This is a genomic window from Moorena sp. SIOASIH (genome assembly GCF_010671925.1).
Classification (GTDB): domain Bacteria; phylum Cyanobacteriota; class Cyanobacteriia; order Cyanobacteriales; family Coleofasciculaceae; genus Moorena.
This window is the reverse complement of record NZ_JAAHIH010000001.1, coordinates 1141193-1161258: the sequence shown is the minus strand read 5'-3', so window position 1 is coordinate 1161258 and position 20066 is coordinate 1141193. Positions and strand designations below refer to the sequence as shown.

17 protein-coding genes and 3 pseudogenes are annotated in these 20066 nt (G+C 44.6%); 14 read left to right on the top strand and 6 right to left on the bottom strand.

The window, feature by feature from the left end; all coding sequences use genetic code 11:
- Positions 1–406 precede the first annotated feature (406 nt).
- A complete protein-coding gene (locus F6J90_RS05170) occupies positions 407–769 on the top strand; it encodes a response regulator (protein ID WP_293091400.1) in 363 nt (120 codons plus the stop codon).
- Positions 770–1193: 424 nt separating this feature from the next.
- The gene (locus F6J90_RS05165) at positions 1194–4154 is read left to right on the top strand and encodes a methyl-accepting chemotaxis protein (RefSeq protein ID WP_293091399.1); all 2961 of its coding nucleotides are present in this window, start codon (positions 1194–1196) and stop codon (positions 4152–4154) included.
- A 66-nt stretch (positions 4155–4220) separates the two neighbouring features.
- Here the strand turns inward: F6J90_RS05165 and trxA are convergent, their stop codons facing one another.
- Complete coding sequence (gene trxA, locus F6J90_RS05160; RefSeq protein ID WP_293091398.1) at positions 4221–4547, bottom strand: thioredoxin; 327 nt, start codon at positions 4545–4547, stop codon at positions 4221–4223.
- A 377-nt stretch (positions 4548–4924) separates the two neighbouring features.
- Positions 4925–5056 carry a hypothetical protein gene (locus F6J90_RS05155; RefSeq protein ID WP_293091397.1) on the bottom strand — a complete coding sequence of 44 codons (132 nt, stop codon included), beginning with the start codon at positions 5054–5056 and terminating at the stop codon, positions 4925–4927.
- 200 nt (positions 5057–5256) lie between these two features.
- Here F6J90_RS05155 and F6J90_RS43440 point away from each other — a divergent pair, with 200 nt between their 5' ends.
- Positions 5257–5592: a pentapeptide repeat-containing protein gene (locus F6J90_RS43440; RefSeq protein WP_366513719.1), complete on the top strand. Its 336-nt coding sequence runs from the start codon at positions 5257–5259 to the stop codon at positions 5590–5592.
- 196 nt (positions 5593–5788) lie between these two features.
- On the opposite strand, the gene F6J90_RS05145 is transcribed toward F6J90_RS43440, so the two are convergent.
- The 3 genes from F6J90_RS05145 to F6J90_RS05135 all read right to left on the bottom strand — a co-directional run bounded on the left by F6J90_RS05145 (position 5789) and on the right by F6J90_RS05135 (position 10094).
- Positions 5789–6952: a GuaB3 family IMP dehydrogenase-related protein gene (locus F6J90_RS05145; protein WP_293091395.1), complete on the bottom strand. Its 1164-nt coding sequence runs from the start codon at positions 6950–6952 to the stop codon at positions 5789–5791.
- Between the two features lie 219 nt (positions 6953–7171).
- Positions 7172–9259 carry an SPFH domain-containing protein gene (locus F6J90_RS05140; protein WP_293091394.1) on the bottom strand — a complete coding sequence of 696 codons (2088 nt, stop codon included), beginning with the start codon at positions 9257–9259 and terminating at the stop codon, positions 7172–7174.
- 130 nt (positions 9260–9389) lie between these two features.
- Complete coding sequence (locus F6J90_RS05135) at positions 9390–10094, bottom strand: OB-fold-containig protein (protein WP_293091393.1); 705 nt, start codon at positions 10092–10094, stop codon at positions 9390–9392.
- Positions 10095–10290: 196 nt separating this feature from the next.
- On the opposite strand from F6J90_RS05135, the gene F6J90_RS05130 reads away from it, so the two are divergent.
- The gene (locus F6J90_RS05130) at positions 10291–10485 is read left to right on the top strand and encodes a hypothetical protein (RefSeq protein WP_293091392.1); all 195 of its coding nucleotides are present in this window, start codon (positions 10291–10293) and stop codon (positions 10483–10485) included.
- 53 nt (positions 10486–10538) lie between these two features.
- On the top strand, positions 10539–10748 hold the full coding sequence (locus F6J90_RS05125) for a hypothetical protein (protein ID WP_293091391.1): 210 nt from the start codon (positions 10539–10541) through the stop codon (positions 10746–10748).
- A gap of 204 nt (positions 10749–10952) precedes the next feature.
- Here the strand turns inward: F6J90_RS05125 and F6J90_RS05120 are convergent.
- A pseudogene (locus tag F6J90_RS05120) lies at positions 10953–11072 on the bottom strand (IS630 transposase-related protein); the annotation flags it as partial.
- Positions 11073–11145: 73 nt separating this feature from the next.
- On the opposite strand from F6J90_RS05120, the pseudogene F6J90_RS05115 reads away from it, so the two are divergent.
- From F6J90_RS05115 to F6J90_RS05085, 9 genes and pseudogenes are all read left to right on the top strand, one after another.
- Positions 11146–11479 (top strand): annotated as a pseudogene (locus F6J90_RS05115) (transposase); the annotation flags it as partial.
- A 79-nt stretch (positions 11480–11558) separates the two neighbouring features.
- Positions 11559–13193 carry an amidase family protein gene (locus F6J90_RS05110; protein WP_293091390.1) on the top strand — a complete coding sequence of 545 codons (1635 nt, stop codon included), beginning with the start codon at positions 11559–11561 and terminating at the stop codon, positions 13191–13193.
- A 1035-nt stretch (positions 13194–14228) separates the two neighbouring features.
- Positions 14229–15143 (top strand): hypothetical protein, encoded by a 915-nt coding sequence (locus F6J90_RS05105; RefSeq protein WP_293091389.1) that lies wholly within the window; start codon positions 14229–14231, stop codon positions 15141–15143.
- 892 nt (positions 15144–16035) lie between these two features.
- Positions 16036–16791, top strand: a pseudogene (locus F6J90_RS43435) (endonuclease MutS2); the annotation flags it as partial.
- A 127-nt stretch (positions 16792–16918) separates the two neighbouring features.
- On the top strand, positions 16919–17314 hold the full coding sequence (locus F6J90_RS43430) for a pentapeptide repeat-containing protein (RefSeq protein WP_366513718.1): 396 nt from the start codon (positions 16919–16921) through the stop codon (positions 17312–17314).
- A gap of 29 nt (positions 17315–17343) precedes the next feature.
- Complete coding sequence (locus F6J90_RS43425; RefSeq protein ID WP_366513717.1) at positions 17344–18474, top strand: Smr/MutS family protein; 1131 nt, start codon at positions 17344–17346, stop codon at positions 18472–18474.
- A 174-nt stretch (positions 18475–18648) separates the two neighbouring features.
- Positions 18649–18819, top strand: a complete 171-nt coding sequence (locus tag F6J90_RS05095) for a hypothetical protein (RefSeq protein ID WP_293091387.1) — start codon at positions 18649–18651, stop codon at positions 18817–18819.
- 103 nt (positions 18820–18922) lie between these two features.
- Positions 18923–19111, top strand: a complete 189-nt coding sequence (locus tag F6J90_RS05090; RefSeq protein ID WP_293091386.1) for a hypothetical protein — start codon at positions 18923–18925, stop codon at positions 19109–19111.
- Positions 19112–19291: 180 nt separating this feature from the next.
- Positions 19292–19879, top strand: a complete 588-nt coding sequence (locus tag F6J90_RS05085) for a DUF3038 domain-containing protein (protein WP_070391018.1) — start codon at positions 19292–19294, stop codon at positions 19877–19879.
- The last annotated feature ends 187 nt before the right edge of the window (positions 19880–20066 follow it).

Sequence of the window (20066 nt, the reverse complement as noted above, 5' to 3'; positions counted from 1 at the left end):
TGTCAAGTGCATATGTATAAATTTTCAGCAATTCCTCAGTTGACGGTAGCTAACACTAATCCGTGGGTCTTGGGGTTATTTTCTTATGTATGCGCCAGTCAACTGAGTCTACTACTGTCTGTGGATTAAGTCCATAGCAGTAAGCTAGAAGTGGTCTAATTAGCTCTATTAATTATTAAATTTTAATAAAAGTTTTATTAAAGTTTTATTAAAGTTTTATTAAAGTTTAATTTTTTACTAGGTCAATGAAAATCAAACTTGACTAAACTTGAAAAGTTTATTGAATTGAACGTTTTTTGTTGAGTTGACCGTATTGGACAGTCAACAGTCAATAGTAAACCAATAGTCAACAGTCAACAAGTTCATGATTAGATTATAGTGTTAAACACCAATTAATAATTGAACTATGAGTAAAGTTTTGATTGTTGAAGATAACCTGGCTCAGTTAGAGTTAATGGCTAGATACCTACGGGACAGTGGTAACACAGTCATTTGTATTGCCGATGCTAAAGATGCTTTGGATAAGGCAGTAATGGAAAAACCTGATGTTATAGTTCTAGATATAATTATGCCAGGAATGAGTGGCTTTGAGTTGTGCCGCAGCCTGAAGAACCATGGGGATACCACTAGCATTCCCATTGTTATTTGTTCTTCTAAAAATCAGGACATCGACCGTCTATGGGGTATGAAACAAGGCGCTGATGCCTATCTCACCAAACCTTTTTCTAAACAGCAGCTAGTGGACATTGTTAAGTTGGCTGTGGTTTGAGTCATAAGTTGAGTCATAGGAGTCATAACAAGAATTATACCCTAATAATTTATATCTTTAAAGAGATAAAAGTAATAGATAAAAATCGATTTAATTTCTAGGAATTTATTTCGGTTCTTATTGCTTGCGATTTTTTTTTGTGGCTAGCGAGATTACAGGCAACACACTACTGTCATAAAAATTATAGCATTTATCAAATAGGTGAAGTAAACAAGTTTTGGATTTTAGGGAACAGGGAACTTCGGATCAGGGAACAGGGTAAAAATAGGTGTCTGTACCTCATTAATATGAGCTCCGCTATAAAATAAAAATTTATTCTATTTGATTTTATTTAAATTAAATCTAAATATAAAATAAATAAAAAAAATTAATTATAAGTATCTTTTTATTTTTTTTATTAAACTAGTTTGATAGTTACTCACTAATGACAGGTATACAATTGCGCCCCGTAATCAAGCCAACGACTACCCTCAGAATTTCTTCCTCTCAACCAAGCCAAAAATTACACCTACAATGGTTTTATAACTTACCAGTTAAAACTAAGCAAATTGTAGGTTTGTTTGCCTCCGAGGTAATCTCTGTGGCTGCACTGATGGGTGTAGGAGCATTATTAATTATAATAGGAGGAAGAGCTCAATTACGTGGACAAGCTCAGTCAGAGTTGGCTGTCACAGAAATCAACTACAACATTAAAATCAACCAAATGGGGTTTGGGTTCCGTGGTCAATCGGAAAATACTGCTATTCTTGAAGCTGCTCTTGCCCATAGTAGAAATCAGTTATTGTCCAAATCATTAGAGGGGCAAGTTAAAAAAATTCTCCAGAATGAAGTTAAGGCTCGCCAGATTGAATATGCCACTCTGGTGGACAAAGATTTACGAATTATTGTTAATGCTAATGCTGACCGGAAAGGAGAAACGTTTGATCCCAATAACCTGGTTAGTCAAGTCCTCAAGCAGTCTAAGCAAATTACAGCTAATCAAATTGTAAGCTGGCAAGAATTAAAAAAAGAATCACCCCCTTTACCTGAGGGGTTGGCGAAGCAAGATACTGTAAAGCAAGATGCCCTAATTCGTTACACGGTCACACCAGTAAAAGACCCAAAAACTGATGAGGTGATTGGTGCTTTGCTTTCTGGGGATATTGTTAATGGCAAGAAACCCATTGTCAAGGAAACCCTGAAAACCTTTAACGGAGGCTACAGTGCTGTTTATTTGCGTCAGCCTTCGGGAGAATTTGCCTTAGTAACAGCCTTAGACCAAGGTAAAGCTGCTAATTGGGAGCAAGCCCAATCTGATCTTCCCTTACCTAACCCATCCCTACTTGAGAAAGCCGTTAATGTTGGTAAATTAGACGAGTTAGTTACCGACCGTCAGAAGGTAGGGGAGCAAACCTATACCATGGCAGCAAAAGCTCTAATTGATTCTCAGGGAGAACCGGTGGCAGTATTAGTCCGGGGGACTAGCGAATCTGAGCTGAATGATTTTCTTACAGGTAGCCTACTGGTACAAGCGTCTATTGGGTTTTTGGCATTAGCAACAGATGTATTCTTGGCAATTCTGCTGGGGCGGTCAATTGCTGAACCGATTAAAATGCTACACCAGATTACCCATAAATTTGCCGCAGGCGATCGCCAAACCCGTGCTGAGGTAATAGCTACTGATGAACTTGGTCAACTGGCAGATACCTTCAATAAACTTGCTGACAACATCGTATCTAAGGAAAAAGCTCTCGCTCAACAGGCTTTTCTCCAGCAAGCCATAGCGGAGCGCTCCCAGTTATTTGCTGAGTTTACCAGCCTTCTTTATAAATCTGTGACATCAGAAAATATCCTAAGTACTTCAGTAGATGGAGTTCGCAGCATCTTGCAAACCGACCGGGTGGTGATCTATAGCTTCAATGAAGGGTGGGATAGTGGAACAATCATGGCGGAATCCGTAGCACCTGGTTGGATTGAAGCCATGGGAAAAATTATCAATGACCCATTGCGGGAAGGGTCTGTGGATCGGTTCAAAAGTGGGCGAGTCTGGGTTTGCCATAACGTCTATGAAGCTAGCTTAACGGGCTGCCACTGTGAGATTCTCGAACGGCTACAGGTCAAAGCCAACATGGTTGCGCCGATTTTGCATGAGGAGGAACTGGTAGGTTTATTATGTGCTCACCAGTGTTCTGAGCCACGGGACTGGCAGCCAGAAGAGGCGGATTTATTAAAACAATTGGCGATTCAGATGGGTTTTGCCCTTAACCAAGCTCATCTGTTTGAACAGTTACAACAAGCAAGAGTAGACGCGGACTTAGCGCTAAAGAAAGCAGCATCAACCTCTGACCAAATCGAACAAGCACGCCGGGCGGCGGAGTTAAATGCTATTGAGCAACGTCAGCAAAAAGAAGCACTCCAGCACCAAGTATTGGAACTCTTGTATAATGTGGAAAATGCTGCCAAGGGAGACCTCACAGTCCGGGCAGAAGTGGGTGAGGGGGAAATTGGTACAGTGGCGGACTTCTTCAATGCCCTGATTGAAAGTTTGCGGCAAATTGTGATCCAGGTCAAACTTGCCTCGACCCAAGTGAATACTGCTGTTGCTGTTGATGAACAGGCAGTGGGTAAATTCGCCCAGCAAGCAATGGAGCAGTCAGATAACATTACCCACACTCTAAGATCGATTGAGCAGATGATGCACTCAATTCAAGCGGTCTCAAAGAATGCCAGCCAAGCAGCAGAGGTTTCTCACATCGCCTTCAGCGCTGCCCTTACTAGTGGGCAAGCCATGGATAGCACAGTTAAGACTATTGTAAATTTGCGAGAGACTGTAGTCAACACAGCAAACAAAGTAAAGCTGCTAGGGGAATCTTCTAAGGAGATTGCTAAAGTAGTGGGATTGGTACAGGAAATAGCCGTACAGACTAGTTTACTGTCAGTCAATGCTGGGATTGAAGCGAGCCGTGCGGGAGAAGAGGGAGAAGGGTTCCGAGTGGTTGCGGAACAAGTGGGTAGACTAGCAACCCAGTCAGCCAATGCCATCAAAGACATTGAACAGGTGATTGACACCATTCAGCAGGAAACCCAAGAGGTGGTCAAAGCCATGGAAGACGGAAAAAAACAAGTGGTTGATGGAACCCAAATGGTTTTCAAGGCTAAACAGAGCCTAGAAGAAATTGTTGCCGTCTCCCATGAGATTGACCAGTTAGTCCAATCTATTTCTAACGCCACAGTTTCCCAAGCCAAAACATCTCGGGACGTTACTGACTTAATACAGGAAATTGCTGCCACCTCCCGACAAACCTCTCATTCTTCTGGCGAAGTCTCTCAATCCCTACGAACAACTGTCGAGGTTGCCCAGAAGTTGCAGATGTCTGTTGGTCAATTTAAGATTGGTGACGAATAGCTGAGGAGCTGAGGAGGTCAGAAGCAATCTTTTACATTTCCCCTTGTGCCTAGAAGCCTTTTGCCATTAGTCAATGTGCTTTTCGAGAGTACCCGCCAAGGTACTTTTGGGGACTGCACCCACGACCATATCTACTCGTTGACCTCCCTTGAAAATCATCAACGTTGGTATACTGCGGATACCATAATCACCTGCCACCTTAGGATTTTCGTCGGTGTTCAGCTTAACGACTTTGAGCTTACCTTCGTACTGGTCTGCTATCTCATCCACAACCGGAGACACCATCCGACAGGGACCGCACCAAGGTGCCCAAAAATCTACCAATACTGGGGTGTCGCTATCAAGTACCTCTGCCTGAAAGCTGGAGTCTGTAACTTGTGCGGCTTTTGACATGCCTGGAAATCCTTGCGAATACTTTTGCTACGTACCTCCGAAATTTTACCATAGTCACAACACCGATTAAATATCTTGGGCAAAAGTTAACACTCCCATGGGGCCGGAACAGCAGGTGACGCGGTTACAAGTTACAGGTTGAAGGTTACAGGTTGAAGGTTACAGGTTACAGGTTACAGGTTGAAGGTTATAGGTTGAAGGTTACAGGTTGAAGGTTACAGGTTGAAGGTTACAGGTTACAGGTTACAGGTTGAAGGTTATAGGTTGAAGGTTATAGGTTTAAGGTTACAGGTTACAGGTTACAGGTTACAGGTTATCGTCTCAACCTTGGCTTTTCGGCCACGCGATCGCTGAAAGCGGGACTTCGTCCATCGCGTTCAACCGGCGTTGCTAATGTCTTTGAATGAATAGGAGTAGAGTGGGCATCCTGCCCGCCTGGGAATATATTGAAACTGGCAAGATGCCAGTTCCACGCAAGATGCCCATTCCACGCAAGATGCCCATTCCACGGCAAGATGCCTATTCTACAGGTGCGACCCAAGGCCGCGAGGGATTGCTCGCGGCCTTGGAGGCGCGCACCTAAACACTCTTAAAATCATTCCATTATTAAGCAACGCCGTTCAACCTACCCTACACCGAACGCCAAAGGCGAACAACCAAACAACCTTGGCCAAAAGGCCACGCGTTCGCTGAAAGCGGGACTTCGTCCATCGCGTTCAACCAAACAACCTTCAACCAAACAACCTTCAACCAAACAACCTTCAACCAAACAACCTTCAACCAAACAACCTTCAACCAAACAACCTTCAATCAAACAACCTTCAATCAAACAACCTTCAACCAAACAACCTTCAACCAAACAACCTTCAACCAAACAATCTTCAACCAAACAACCTTCAAAATGAGCAAAATAAGGAACCGCCCGAACTCTGTCCGGGCGGAGTGTGGTGTGAGGAGTGAACGGAAACATTTGTCTCCGCTTTTTCCATTGTATGTCACCGTTTATTTTTTTTCAGCAATTTCCAAGCCAATCGAAAAATTTTGACGATTGGCTGGGGAAGCGATAAGTATATATACTCAGCGCTTGAGCTATTGACAACAGTCGTTCGTGAACCTTAGAAAGCTGTAGAAAAGGTGTTAAAATTTTCTATTAGCATAATAATTGTCAATTGTCAATGGTCAAGTTTCAATTTTCAATTGATGAACAACCAAGAATGATAAGTATTCAACTAGAGACTATACTATTTACCCATACCCAACTGCTGAGCTTTCTGGTATACTTTTCCTTCTGTTAGCAGAGAGGGAGCAATCACTACTTCCACTTGTTGCATTTCCTTGAGGTTTTTTGCTCCGAGGGTTCCCATACTGGTTTTCAATGCTCCCAAAAGATTGTGGGTGCCATCATCCATTTTGGCTGGTCCAGTCAGAATTTGCTCAAGTGTGCCAGTGCTGCCGACTTTAATTCGTGTCCCACGGGGTAGCACGCTCGAAGGGGTTGCCATCCCCCAATGAAACCCTTGTCCGGGAGCTTCTTTGGCACGGGCTAAAGGAGAACCAATCATCACCCCATCAGCACCACAAGCAATACACTTACAGATGTCACCTCCTGTAATTAAACCGCCATCAGCAATCACTTGGACATAGTTACCGGTTTCCTGATAGTAGTCGTCACGGGCAGCAGCGCAATCTGCCACTGCTGTTGCCTGAGGTACACCGACACCCAAGACACCCCGAGAGGTACAAGCAGCACCAGGACCAATACCTACCAAGACAGCAGCTGCCCCAACTTTCATCAAATTGAGGGCAACATCATAGGTCACGCAATTCCCCAAAATTACTGGCATGGGCATATCCTGACAAAACTGTGCCAAATCCAGGGGATTGATGGACTCTGGTGACAGGTGAGCTGTAGAAACGACTGTTGCTTGAACAAACATTAAATCAGCACCAGCTTCTGCCACTACCTGACTATATTTACTGGCTCCAGCAGGGGTAAGACTGACAGCTGCAATGCCACCTTGGTCCTTGATTTCCCGAATTCGCTGGGTAATCAATTCTGGCTTAATCGGTGAACTATAAAGTTCCTGCATCAGGGGAACAAACTCAGAATTTCCCACCGAGACAATGCGGTCTAGTATTGGTGATGGGTCAGGATAACGGGTTTGAATGCCTTCTAAGTTGAGAACCCCCATTGCCCCAATTTGGGACAACTTGACTGCCATGGACACATCAATCACCCCATCCATAGCGCTGGCGATAATGGGAATTTCCCGTTCAATACCACCAATACGCCAGCGAGTATCAGCCAAACTGGGGTCGAGTGTCCGCTGTCCGGGAACGAGTGCAATTTCATCTATGCCGTAGGCTCTGCGAGCTATCTTACCTCGCCCAATTTGAATATCCACGCTGTTTTTCTTCCGAGATTATTTTAGCTAGGTTATCAAATTGGAGCGAAGATTGCTCGAACTATACAAAGAAACTATGAATTGTGAAGCATGAAGCATGAATTATGAATTCTTCATACGTAAGCATTCAGCTATCAGCTATCAGCTATCAGGCATTCCCATAGCGTGAGCCAAAAGCTGACGGCTGAGGACTGACCGCTGAATGCTTACCTTCATACTTCAGCCTTTCCCTGATTTCGGTTTCTTGATGCTTGGGTGGGTAAGGTGGTTTTTTTCGGTAACGTTTGAGGTTGCTGCTGCCCGTGATGGGATGATATCCGTGGTCGGGGTTTTCTTCTCCTTTGGTGTGATTGTGTTACTGGTGATTGTGCTACTGTTGTGAGTCATCATCTGGCGGATTTGACTTATCAACTCCCCTAGCTTGCCTTCCTCTAACAAACCATTAATCATTGATAAGCCACTGGTAGATAGTAGTAGTTTGTTGATGTCACCTACACTGCTAACTCCGTTACCATTATTGCCATTGACACCGGGGAAGGAGTAAATCCGAGTATCTCCCAAAATTCCTGGCTGGGGAGCCAAGGCTTTAGCAATTTCTGGTAGTTGATTGGCTAACTCTGGCCATATGGTAGTGATGATTTTAGCAGTTAGCTGAGCATCGCTGATGGAATTTTCGGCTTCGATCAGGGATCGTTTACCTTCTGCCTCTGCCAAGGCTTTATCCCGATTTGCCTCTGCTAGGGTGCGGATCGACTCAGCTTCTAGTTCTGCTGCTTGTCTGGCTGCTTCTGCTTGACGAGAGCGGCGGAATACATCGATTTCAATCACGTTTTGCTCACCAATCCGCCGTTGTTCGGCTTCTTGTTCAGCAGCAATGATAGAAAGGCGTTGTTGGCGTTCGGCTTCTTCTACTTCCGTAGCGGTGGTTACAGCGGCTTCAGCTTGAGCTCGTTCGGCTTCGGAATTGAAGCGATCGCGTTCTTTTTCGGCAATTGCGATCGCAGCTTCTTGTTGAGCAATTTTTGACTCTCGTTCTGCTTCTGACAATTCTACCTGAGAATTAAGCAAGGCAGCATCGACGGTTTTCTGACGAGTAACTTCTGCTACTTCTGCTTCCTGTTTTTGCAGGATTTGTGCCACCTTGAGGGTTTTATTCCGTTCTTCTAATTCAATATCTGCCTGAATTTTCTTAGCTTGGACTGCCAGCTGTTGTTGAATCTTTTCCTCTTCTAAGGTTTTCTGACGATTAATTTCTGCCAATTCCGCTTCTTGTTTTTGCAGGGTTTGGGCTACCTTGAGGGCTTTATTCCGTTCTTCGAGGGTAATATCGGCTTCAATTTGGCTTTGCTGCAAGGCTAGTAGCTTGCGAATTTCTTCCTCTTCTACAGACTTATTCTGTAAAATTTTAGTCCGCTGAATTGTGGCTGCTTCTGTGGCTTTAGCTTCTTCGATTTCCCGCTCACGCTGGGCTTTTAGGGCTTCAACCTCAAGCTTTTGCCCCAGTTTAGCTTCTTCTTGTTCTTGGGCAATGCGTAGGGATTGCTTTTGAGCGTTGAGTTCTTTCTCTTCAATGGCAACTTTGGTATTTAGCTCAACTTCAGTTTTTTGCTGAATTGATTTTTGAATGGTTTCCGTACGCAGACGTACCCCTTGGGCATCAAAGAAGTTATTCGTATCGTAGGTATCACTCTCTTCTATCTCAGAAATAGCGATATTATTGAGAGTTAAACCGACTTTTCTTAAGTCTTGCTGAATCAAATTCAACACTTCATCAGCAAATCCTAATTTATCGGAATCAATTTCTGCCAAATTCTTTTTCTTTGCTGCTGCTCTAATGGCATCATCCGCCCGTTTTTCGATAGCTTCTTTAATATCTTCGGGGGAAATTTTACCTTCACGAGACAGTCGTTGGGCAGCAGTAATCACATCGTCTTCATTGGCATTGATACAGACATAAAAGGTTACCCGCATATTAGCCCGCAGGTAGTCTTGGGTCCGAACTGCTAGGTTACCGGTCCGCTCAACATCAATAGAAATTTCTCTGAGTGGGACACGGGTAAGTTCATGAAATCCTGGCAAAACCACACACCCGCCACTGAGAATAACCGTTTTCTTTTTGATAAAGACACCACCTGTCCGCAAAAATGCTTCGTTGTTGGGGGTGATGACATAAACTCTGGTGTAAGCCCAGATGCTTAATAGCAATAATACAATCAGACCTCCAATCACACCAGGGAAAAATAGAATTCCAGGAGGAAGCTGGGCTATAGATGACTGTACCGGAACAGTTTGTAATGTTGTATTCATGGATGAGTTTGACATGGCTAAATCGATTTCAGATAAATGGAGCTCTATATACTAATCAGGGAAGATCAGAAAATTTTTGATAATCTTGAGGAAGTGATATACATCACAGCAGGTTGTGCGCCCTTGCTGACTAATAAGCATTGTCTAACCAGGCTTGCTGATCAGCACTATCTTTAAGCACTACGAGATAGTTATGATGGTGTCGGTCAATCACTAACACTTTGTTTCCCCGTTTAGGAGTAACTGTTGCCCAAGTTGGTAAGGTGGCATTGACTGTAACTAGATTACGAGCTGGATCTAGGACATCGACTTGACCGATTTTGCCTTGGTTTTCCTTGGGAAGGGTGGCAGAGGAAACTGTACCTTGACAGCCAACTAAGCGATCGCTACTGGTATCTTCTCCAAAGGAGGCGAAAATTTTTCCTATCGGTCGAGAGATGAATCCTCCGGTAACTAGGGTCAGGAATAATGACATTACTGATACTACCCCTGCCAAAAACCCAGTGGGAATACTGCCAGTAATACCACCAATCATCACATTGAACATCCAGCCGAAAAGTCCCAAAAGACTACAGTCTGTTGCCAGGAGCAAAATTAGGGGGGCTTTGCCGATACCTAGCCATCCTAGAATCTGGATACCGCCTAAATCACCATCGGCATCAGTATCTGTATCAGTACCGACATCTGCATCTACATCCAGATCCACATCCAGATCTACATCTGCATCTATATCAATGTCATCGTCTCCGCCACCGGAAACAATGACTAACAGAAAAAGTAGAACTCCCATACCTAAAAAGATCCAGTAGGGGAGGTTGGCTAGGTCAAATAGCATGGGTGTATGCGATCGCGTGTTTTGAATGAATTGTTGCTCTATATCTCCAGCCTAACGACTGGTTTCTTGGAAATCGGGAAAATGTAAGTATTTTTAATGTTCTTGAAAGATTAACGTTAAGCCGATATTCCGCACTTTAAAGTGTCACATTAAGAATTAACTGAGAAAGAAATAGAAGGCTATCGCCGATCCGAGAATGTGTAGCAAATACGCAGGAGTGCAACAACACTGGTTTGTGGTGGAAACTCAGAAGCCCAAGGAGTCTGACCTCAAGCAACTGCAGAATAAACTAGCCAAAGCAACACCCCACTGGCAAACCAAACTACAGAAATTGAACGTGCAAGAGTTTGCCTGCTCCAGCAGATGCATGGGCTGGTCTCGATCAATTTGAACAGCGCTTACCCTGGCATCGACTAGAGACCTGCACTGTGGTGTCGAAACCCCATGATCAGAAACGGGGCAAGCCCAAAGCTCGAACCCAACTCAACGACATCACCTATCACGTTCAAGCCCACGGCAGTCGCTCATGGCGGAAAACCCCAAGACCGTAATGGTGCGTTTTCCGTGATGGCGAGCAATCCCTTGACCGTAGGTCACGCTACGCGAACGCCATCACGGGTCGCACCTCTGCATCGCTTTAGAAATTTTATCTAGAAAATCTTGCCTTTTTTATTCATCCTTTTCTCTATAACCGTAATTGATTTTTCTGCTATAAACTATATCCTTAGGCTTGATATATAGTTTTTTTCTATTTTAGGGAGTATTGAAAAACATAAATTAACTAAATTTATACTTTTTATAGTATCACTTTTGATAACCATATTATTGCCTAGAATTTGCTTTTATTAATATTTTTAACCAGACATTAAATGTATTTCGGGTAATTTTAAAGAGACGACTAGCTTGAGTTTTTCCCATGCCATCGTCAATAGCACTCATGACTTTTGTTCTTAAATCGTAACTGTAAGAAACTGGGATTTTATTAATTAATTAACAAAAATTGACTTGATGACTAGTATGTCCTATTATTTGCTTCGACTGCTATAGGACGGAACAATTTGAGGGTAAACGAGTGCTCGACAAGGTCAAACAGATGGGCAAGGCGGTCTCGCGGTTGTATCTGATTTGGGTTGATGGAGGCAATAGTTGTGAGCCTTTCATGATGTGGGTCATGGATTTCTGCGGTTGGATGGTACAATACGTACTCCGACCCCAACAGACCAAAGGCTTCGTACTGCTTAAAAAGCGTTGGGTAGTGGAGCGCACTTTTGGTTGGCTGATGGGATGCCGTCGATTGCTCAGAGACTTATGAGTTATTGGCTCAAACATCAGAGACATTCATTTATCTGGCTATGATACGGATCATGGATCGCCGCTTGGCCTAAAAGTTGATCTCTGATCACTTGTGAAACATCCTCTTAGTTCAATCAGTAATATTCTTGATGCGGCAATTTCAATTTATATATGAAACAAAAACTGACCTGGTGGCAAATAGCTAAACAAGGGCTGACTTATCTTTTCATGTTAGGTCTGAGTACTTTTCCCTCAGAGGCAGTCGCTGAGACCTTTCGTCTCAGGGAAGCAACAATCGCAGAGATTAACCAAGCTTTTGAGAAGAATGCACTCACTTCTGAACAATTAGTGCAACTTTATCTCAATCGTATTGAAGCCTATGACGATCACGGGCCGAAAATTAATGGGCTAATTTCTATCAATAACAATGCCCTTAAAGAAGCAAGGGCGTTAGACCAAGAACGCCAGCAGAAAGGACCGCGAAGTCCTTTACATGGCATCCCCATCATTCTGAAAGATAACTATGACACTACCGATTTACCCACAACAGGAGGATCGGTGCTGCTGGAAGGTTCCTTACCCCCCGATGATGCTTTTACTGTTAAGAAGTTGCGAGAGGCAGGAGCCATTATTCTTGGTAAAGCAAACATGAGTGAATTTGCTGAATCCTATGGTAGGCTAGGTTACAGTTCCCTTGGGGGACTGACACGCAATCCCTACAAATTAACTCGTGATCCTTCGGGTTCGAGTGGAGGCAGTGGGGCTGTAATTGCGGCGAATTTTGCTGTTTTAGCCACCGGAAGCGATACTTCAGGCTCAATTCGTGGCCCTGCAGCAGTAGCAGGTCTTGTCGGTATCAAACCCACTCAGGGACTGGTTAGTCGAGATGGTATCATCCCCCTAACCCTCTCCTTTGATAGTGCGGGCCCTATGGCTCGAACCGTGACAGATGCAGCGATCGCTTTGGGTGTAATGGCAGGGGTTGATCCCAATGATTACCGTACCCTGGAAAGTGAAGGGAAAACATATAAGGACTACACCCAGTTTCTCAATAAAAAAGCCCTAAAAGGGGCAAGAATTGGGGTGGCGATTGATTTTCGCGGTGGTAACCCTGAGGTAGATGCTGCAACTGATGCAGCAATTGCTAAGCTGAGGGAATTAGGTGCAACAGTTGAGTCGGTGGATTTCTCTCCCAAATTGGAAAACCTCTGGCCTTTCATGGAAGAGGTAACAGAGGCTGAGTTTGAACCCCAGATCGATAGTTACCTCAAAAACCTCCAGCTTCCATTCCCTGACACCCTGAGGGAAATGTATTCGATGAGCTTATCTAACCCATTAGTCAATTCAGAACAGGCTCTCAATCCTGGTCGCGTCGGAGGGTTTGGACAGTCTTTAAAGCATCCAGAACTGGCTGATCCCGAATATCTTTATATTCTCCATTTCGAGTTTCCTAGGGTTCGCCAGGAGATTTTATCGATTATGAGTGCCCAAAATCTCGACGCGATTATTTGGCCCACCATGACGTGTCCTGCCGGTCCGCTCTATAATGTCGAGGATCCAACCTATCAATGTGCCTCAAATGACCCCTACATACCAGGGTACTTAGCCAATGTTTCTGGTTTTCCCGGCATTTCCGTGGCAATGGGCTTTACTCAGCAGGGATTACCCCTAGGACTGACTTTCTTTGGAAAGCCTTACAGTGAGCCTACCTTACTGGGATTCGCTTATGCTTACGAACAGGCAACCCAGTTTCGGCGACCTCCAACAACCACTCCTGCTTTGCCTGGTGAAAATTTTGACTATTAGTGGGTAACTGAGATTTTTTGGGATCTAGACAAGTACAGACCAAATCAAAACTAACTGAGTATCAAGGTACTACTAGTGCTGCTAATCAGCGAATCGGAACTATTTTAAATTACCTGATTCAGCAATATAGTAACAACCAATAAATCAATCGAAATCATCCACACACCCCTACGAGTTATTGTAGGGGTTTTTATAATCTCTCCAACCTCCGGAATGTGGGTTTAATACCAAATCCGGTTATTATAGGTTAATTACCTAAATCCTCAAATCAATTCTAGGCAAGGGCTTTGATTGTTTTGAATATAGTCTTATTAAACCGGATTTGGTATAAGCATTCAGCCACAAGACTTAAGATTTCCTTGGGATTTTCGGAATTAGTAGGAGAACTCCCACAATCAACACTTTAATTAGTAGTGGGGCACAAACAAGGCTGATAAACAGGCAAATTATCACTATTAATAATGATGCCACTTTCAAGATTTCTTCTGTAGTGTTCAGAGAAAGGTAAGTAGCTACTGCGGCAATCACCAGACTTATGAGTAAGGGCATATACTCTCGATTGAGTCACTAAATACTTATCAGGGTTAACCCATAACTTTTATGGCTGAGATGGGCTTTTTGTAACAAAACTTAACTGAATTTAACTTACAGGAGTTTTGGCGTTGCTTACACTACAGGTGATAGGGCACAATATTATCAGTACTTGCTGAAGACTTAAAAACGTAAGCTATCAGCTATCAGCGTGTCGCGTATCAGCTATCAACTCTCAGCTATCAGCTCTCAGCTTTTGAATAAAATAAGTAAGCATTGGTTTAATCTCTGTTAAGTCAGCACCTCAAGTAGCGTGGCCTTTGGCCTTGGCTGACGGCTGACGGCTAACGGCTGACGGCTGAATCCTTACTTAAAAACAGTCTAGGCTTCTTTAGCAAGGCATGAACCCACAAAACTAAGCCAAAAAAACTAAAAATTAGCAATAAACCATCCTAACCACGGGAAAACTAAAGGGTACAACTACTAGATACCTGTAAATAAGCGATGAACTTTAGCTTTAACTTTTTTGATCTGTTCTGGATTTTTCTGATCATCTCCTCGTTGCAGCCCTTGTGGCAACGTCGCCAGATGCAATTTAGACGTTTTCGAGCTTTGCAAGAATTCGAGCATAACCGCAAAAGTCGGCTGATTTTACTGATTCACCGACAAGAGTCTATTAGCTTGTTTGGCATCCCTGTGTCCCGCTACATATCTATTGAAGATTCTGAACAAGTGCTCAGGGCAATTCGTCTAACTCCACCAGATGTTCCTATTGATCTTATTCTACATACTCCTGGGGGATTAGTGCTGGCTACAGAACAAATTGCTAGAGCTTTAATTCGTCATCCTTCTAAAGTTACTGTCTTTGTACCTCACTATGCTATGAGTGGTGGTACCATGTTAGCCCTAGCCTCAGATGAAATTGTCATGGATGCCAATGCTGTCCTTGGACCAGTTGACCCTCAATTAGGGAATACTGCTGCTGCTAGCATTCTCAGAGTTGTGGAGCAAAAGCCCCTTGAGAGTATTGATGACGAAACCTTGATGATGGCCGATTTGGCAGGTAAAGCCATTAAGCAGGTGCAACGTTTCGTGCGAACACTGCTGCTAGATGATATCCCTAAGCAGAAGATTGACCCAGAACACATCGATAGAATTATTGACTTTCTTACCACTGGTCAAATCACCCATGACTGTCCGATTACTGTCGAAGAAGCGTCTGAACTAGGTCTACCTATTACGGTTGGTCTACCTAAAGCTATTTATAAACTAATGGATTTGTACCCCCAACCTCAAGGTGGACGTCCATCGGTACAGTATATTCCTCTGCCCTATAAACCTACTCCTACTTTACCGGATACAAAAAGCAGTACTCGTACTGGGGCTAAAAACCTTAGGGAAGCCCTACCATACGATTAAACCATCTGAAGAAGGAGAATTTAGGATAAATCTGGCAGGGCATACATCAACTATTTCCAGCATATCCCAATTTAGGGTTTTTGTGTCTTTTTCAGAGGGCAATTGGTAATTAGGTAAGCTATCAGCGTGTCGCGTATCAGCGTGTCGCGTATCAGCTATCAGCGTGTCGCGTATCAGCGTGTCGCGTATCAGCTCATGGGTCACAGGCTAGAAGCTTGTGCCACGCTACTTGAGGTGCTATCAGCCATTAGCTGTAGGCCAAGCTACGGGAACGAGACAGCTTTTGAATAAAATAAGCTGACCGCTGACTGCTGAATACTTAGGTAATTGGTAATTGGTAATTTGCTCAATCTAAACTTTCCCACTCCTAACCGAATTATCAGATAATACAATTGAGGTATGCGTTTGTCTCTGAGCCTTGATTCAATCTGAAACCTTAGAACTACTGGAATGGTCCCGCCTGTGCCAACACCTGGCTACGTTTGCGGCTACTAAGCTGGGAGCCTTTGCGGCTCGTTATCTCCACCCCCCAGCAACTCAACGGGAAAGCCTAGACCTGCTAGCCCAGACCAAAGAAGCCTACCAACTGGAAACTAGTTTAGACACAGGACTAACCTTTGACGGCATCCAAGATATTGGTGAATCTCTCGATAGAGCAGAGCTCCAAGGCATTTTGTCTGGTGAGGAACTATTAGCGATCGCAACAACCTTAGCTGGTGTCAGGCGTCTACGGCGGTTTATTGAAGACCAAGAGGATGTACCAATTCTCAAGGAACTGGTGGCTGACAGCCGCACTTACCCAGAACTTGAACAAGAAATTCACCGTTGTATCGATGACCGAGGCGATGTAGCTGACCGGGCAACCCCCAAACTGGCAGGGATTCGGACTCAGATGAAATCATTACGAGACCGAATTTATGAAATCCTCCAGGGGATTGTTCAGCGTAAAGGGGGGGCATTACAGCAACAGTTAATTACTCAACGGGGTGATCGGTTTGTACTCCCGGTTAAAGCTCCCCAGAAAGATGCTATTCCTGGTATTGTTCACGATACCTCTAGCACCGGTGCCACCCTATACGTGGAACCGAAGTCCATTGTTGGGTTAGGCAATCAACTTCGGACCCAGCGGCGGCAAGAACAAGTGGAAGCGGAAGCAGTACGTCGTGCCTTGACTGAACAAGTAGCAGCAGTTAAGCCAGACTTGGAACGGTTGCTGGTTGTAGCAACTACCCTGGATTTAGCTACTGCTAAGGCAAGGTATAGTCTGTGGTTAGAAGCCAATCCCCCCAGATTCATTGACCGCAATCAGAATGAAAGCATTACTCTACGGCAACTGCGCCATCCCCTACTGGTGTGGCAGCAAAAACATGAACAAGGCACATCAGTGGTTCCCATTGATGTCCAGATTCAGTCCTATATTCGGGTAGTTGCTATTACCGGTCCCAATACTGGGGGTAAAACCGTTACTTTGAAAACTTTTGGTTTAGCGGCACTGATGGCAAAAGCTGGTTTATTTGTGCCAGCAAGGGAACCAGTAGAAATACCTTGGTTTGAGCAAATTTTGGCAGATATTGGGGATGAGCAGTCTATAGAACAGAGTTTATCCACTTTCTCCGGTCACATTCGTCGGATTAGTCGGATTATTGAGGCGATAACTACCCCAAAAGAAGAGTTACAGGTTGGCAGGTTGTTCGCGAAGGGTGGCCAAAAGGCCAAGGTTGGAGGTTCTCAAGAGTTTCAGGTAGGCAGAGAGTTGCAAGTTGGCAGGTTGAAGGTTGTTCGCGAAGCGTGGCCGAAAGGCCAAGGTTCTCAAGATAACCTTCAACCAGATAACCTTCAACCAGATAACCTTCAACCAGATAACCTTCAACCAGATAACCTTCAACCAGATAACCTTCAACCAGCTAACCTTCAACCAGATAACCTTCAACCAGATAACATTCAACCAGATAACCTTCAACCACCTAACATTCAACCACCTAACATTCAACCACCTAACATTCAACCACCTAACATTCAACCACCTAACCTTCAACCAGACAACATTCAACCAGACAACATTCAACCTGCCAACATTCAACCAGATAACCTTGGCCTTTCGGCCACGCTACGCGAACAACCTGCCAACCTTGGCCTTTCGGCCACGCTACGCGAACAACCTGCCAACCTGAAACAACCTTCAACTCCTAGTGCCTCACTCGTGCTATTAGATGAAGTAGGAGCAGGGACTGACCCGGCAGAAGGTAGTGCATTAGCGATCGCATTACTGAAATACCTGGCAAACACAACACAATTAACCATTGCGACCACGCATTATGGGGAACTCAAAGCACTAAAATATCAAGACGAGCGGTTTGAGAATGCCTCGGTGGAGTTTGATGACCAAACCCTGTCACCCACTTACCGTTTATTGTGGGGTATTCCCGGTCGCTCCAATGCCTTGAGCATTGCTAGACGCTTAGGGTTAAACCCATCGGTGGTGGATCAGGCTCAAACCCTTTTGGGGGGAGCTTCGGAAGATGTAAATCAGGTAATTGCAGGTTTAGAAGCTCAACGGCGCACTCAGGAAACTAAAGCCCAACAGGCCAATCAGTTACTGCAACAAGCTGAATCTCTCCATCAGGAACTTTCTGAACGGGCAAAACTTTTGCAGGAGCGGGAACGGGAATTGAAGCTTTCCCAGGAACGGTCTGTGCAAGATGCGATCGCACAAGCTAAGAAAGAAATTGCCCAAGTGATTCGCCAGTTGCAGCAAGGCTCCCAAACCGCTCAAAATGCCCAAAAAGCCACAAACGCTCTTAAGGAGATTGCCCAGCGTCAAATCCCAGCCGCACCGCCTCCTAAACCAAAACCAGGATTCCGTCCCAAAGTGGGCGATCGCATTCGCATTCCCCGATTGAATCAGACAGCCGAGATACTAAGTACCGCAGATAATGGGGAGCTAACGGTACGCTTTGGCTTAATGAAAATGACCGTTGCCCTAGCTGATGTGGAATCGTTGGATGGACAAAAACCCGAAAATGTGGTAAAACCTACATCAAAACCAGCTCCCACCTCAGCCCCAGTTTCGCGGCCAGCTACGGCTGTGCGCACCTCGAAAAATACCATTGATATTCGAGGAAGTCGGGTAGCTAATGCAGAGATTGACATCGACCAAGCAATATCTAAGGCGATAGAGTTTGGAGTACTCTGGATTATTCATGGCAAAGGAACTGGTCGATTAAGACAAGGTGTCCACGCTTTCTTGGAACAGCACCCTCTAGTGGAGCGTTTTAAGCTAGCCGAACAATCTGAGGGTGGGACTGGTGTTACCGTTGCTTATCTTAAATAAGGTCACAGGTTAGCAGGTTAGCGGGTTAGCAGGTTAGCAGGTTAGCAGGTTAGCAGGTTAGCGGGTTAGCGGGTTAGCAGGTTAGCGGGTTAGCAGGTTAGCGGGTTAGCAGGTTAGCGGGTTAGCAGGTTAGCGGGTTAGCGGGTTAGCGGGTTAACAGGTTAGAATGCATTTTTGAACATTCAACCAGACAACCAGACAACCAGACAACCTTCAACATTCAACCAGACAACCTTCAACCTTCTAACTTTAAACCAAAGCTTTACCAGCAGGAAACATACTTTAATCTTTGGTAGTCGTGTTTCCAAACCTGTAACAGCGACGGGTAAACCGGATTTGCTTTAGTGACAGATCCGACACTGACCTTACAGGTTCAGTGTCGGCTTCCCAGCCAATCCGGCTATTGCTTAGGAGGCGCTGGGCTTTAAGAACGGACTGCCCTCTCTTGATGCAGCGCGGTCATGGGGGAAACCACGGCAGTCGCTCATGGCGCATGGGTCTGTGTGCGGAACCTGCGTCCGCACCGCTGTTTGCCCCGTGGGAACCCCCTTTGGCGGCGCTGCCTCCCCAAGACCGCGCTGCCTCCCCAAGACCGCGCTGCATCGCTGCCGCTCTGTTTTCCTGGTCTTTCTTTTAAGACTGTTGTGCTGACAAACCAGCATTTAAGGCCGTAGGCCACGCGGGGCGCGTTCGGCTTTGTTTATCAGTAGATTATATTATAGCAATTCCATGCATACCCTGTGCAAAATTCATCCCACACTTATCCTGCGCATTAATAAGATGTGGGGCTTATTTTGCCGTAAGCTAAAATAAAATTATGGTTTCCACTGTCAAGATGCCAAAATCACCTCCTGCTTGGGAGGATTTGCCTCTGAGTCAAGCCGCAGACTCAATCGATCTCGATAATATCAAAACCCAGCTAGATTTAGTCTTGCTTAGTCTAGAAGCTCTAGCAGGTATTGGTTCAGAGGAGATGCTGCAAGCTGCTGCTGAATTAAATTTAGAGTCAATGATCACAGACCGAGTAGCATTGTGGCGTCTGCGTCAGTCTAATCCCCTGCGCAAAAGTTCAGGAGGCCGGAAAAAGCTGGATGTGGAGGAAGCGCGATCGCTAGTTTTAATCATCTGTCACTTGGCTAAAGGCCATCAAGAACTAATCCGTCGTGCGGTGGCTTTACTCGAACAAATGACACAACAAAACAGTGAACCTCATCGTGCTGCTTTATTGGGAGATTACTTAGATAATTTTAACAACACTTATCGAGAGCGGATGGCCCAAGAAGAAAATGTATCAACTGATAGGCTAAAGCAACTAGCTCTTAAACTATTAATCAATTTACTCTTCTATAGTGGCTCCAAAGGTCATCAGCGTTTATGGTTAGCCTTATTAGGTAAAGTATCTTAAGGATTGTATAGATTAAAATATATAGCATTTATTAACTTGCTGAGGTACAAAATTTTGGGTGGCGCGGGAGTAGGGAGTAGGTAATTCGGAAATGGTTAAAAAAAAACCTGATAGTTATGATAAAAGCTATAGCATTTTCAGTTGAGATGGGAAAAGTTAATTGATTAAAGAACAGAACAGTAATCCC

Bases quoted from the DNA above. Each gene is read 5' to 3' on its own strand.
- F6J90_RS05170 (WP_293091400.1), top strand. From the start codon at position 407: ATGAGTAAAGTTTTGATTGTTGAAGATAACCTGGCTCAGTTAGAGTTA.
- trxA (WP_293091398.1), bottom strand. From the start codon at position 4,547: ATGTCAAAAGCCGCACAAGTTACAGACTCCAGCTTTCAGGCAGAGGTA.
- F6J90_RS05105 (WP_293091389.1), top strand. From the start codon at position 14,229: ATGAACTTTAGCTTTAACTTTTTTGATCTGTTCTGGATTTTTCTGATC.
- F6J90_RS05130 (WP_293091392.1), top strand. From the start codon at position 10,291: ATGTGTAGCAAATACGCAGGAGTGCAACAACACTGGTTTGTGGTGGAA.
- F6J90_RS05125 (WP_293091391.1), top strand. From the start codon at position 10,539: ATGATCAGAAACGGGGCAAGCCCAAAGCTCGAACCCAACTCAACGACA.
- F6J90_RS05110 (WP_293091390.1), top strand. From the start codon at position 11,559: ATGAAACAAAAACTGACCTGGTGGCAAATAGCTAAACAAGGGCTGACT.
- F6J90_RS05085 (WP_070391018.1), top strand. From the start codon at position 19,292: ATGGTTTCCACTGTCAAGATGCCAAAATCACCTCCTGCTTGGGAGGAT.
- F6J90_RS05165 (WP_293091399.1), top strand. From the start codon at position 1,194: ATGACAGGTATACAATTGCGCCCCGTAATCAAGCCAACGACTACCCTC.
- F6J90_RS05135 (WP_293091393.1), bottom strand. From the start codon at position 10,094: ATGCTATTTGACCTAGCCAACCTCCCCTACTGGATCTTTTTAGGTATG.
- F6J90_RS05140 (WP_293091394.1), bottom strand. From the start codon at position 9,259: ATGAATACAACATTACAAACTGTTCCGGTACAGTCATCTATAGCCCAG.
- F6J90_RS05090 (WP_293091386.1), top strand. From the start codon at position 18,923: ATGCAGCGCGGTCATGGGGGAAACCACGGCAGTCGCTCATGGCGCATG.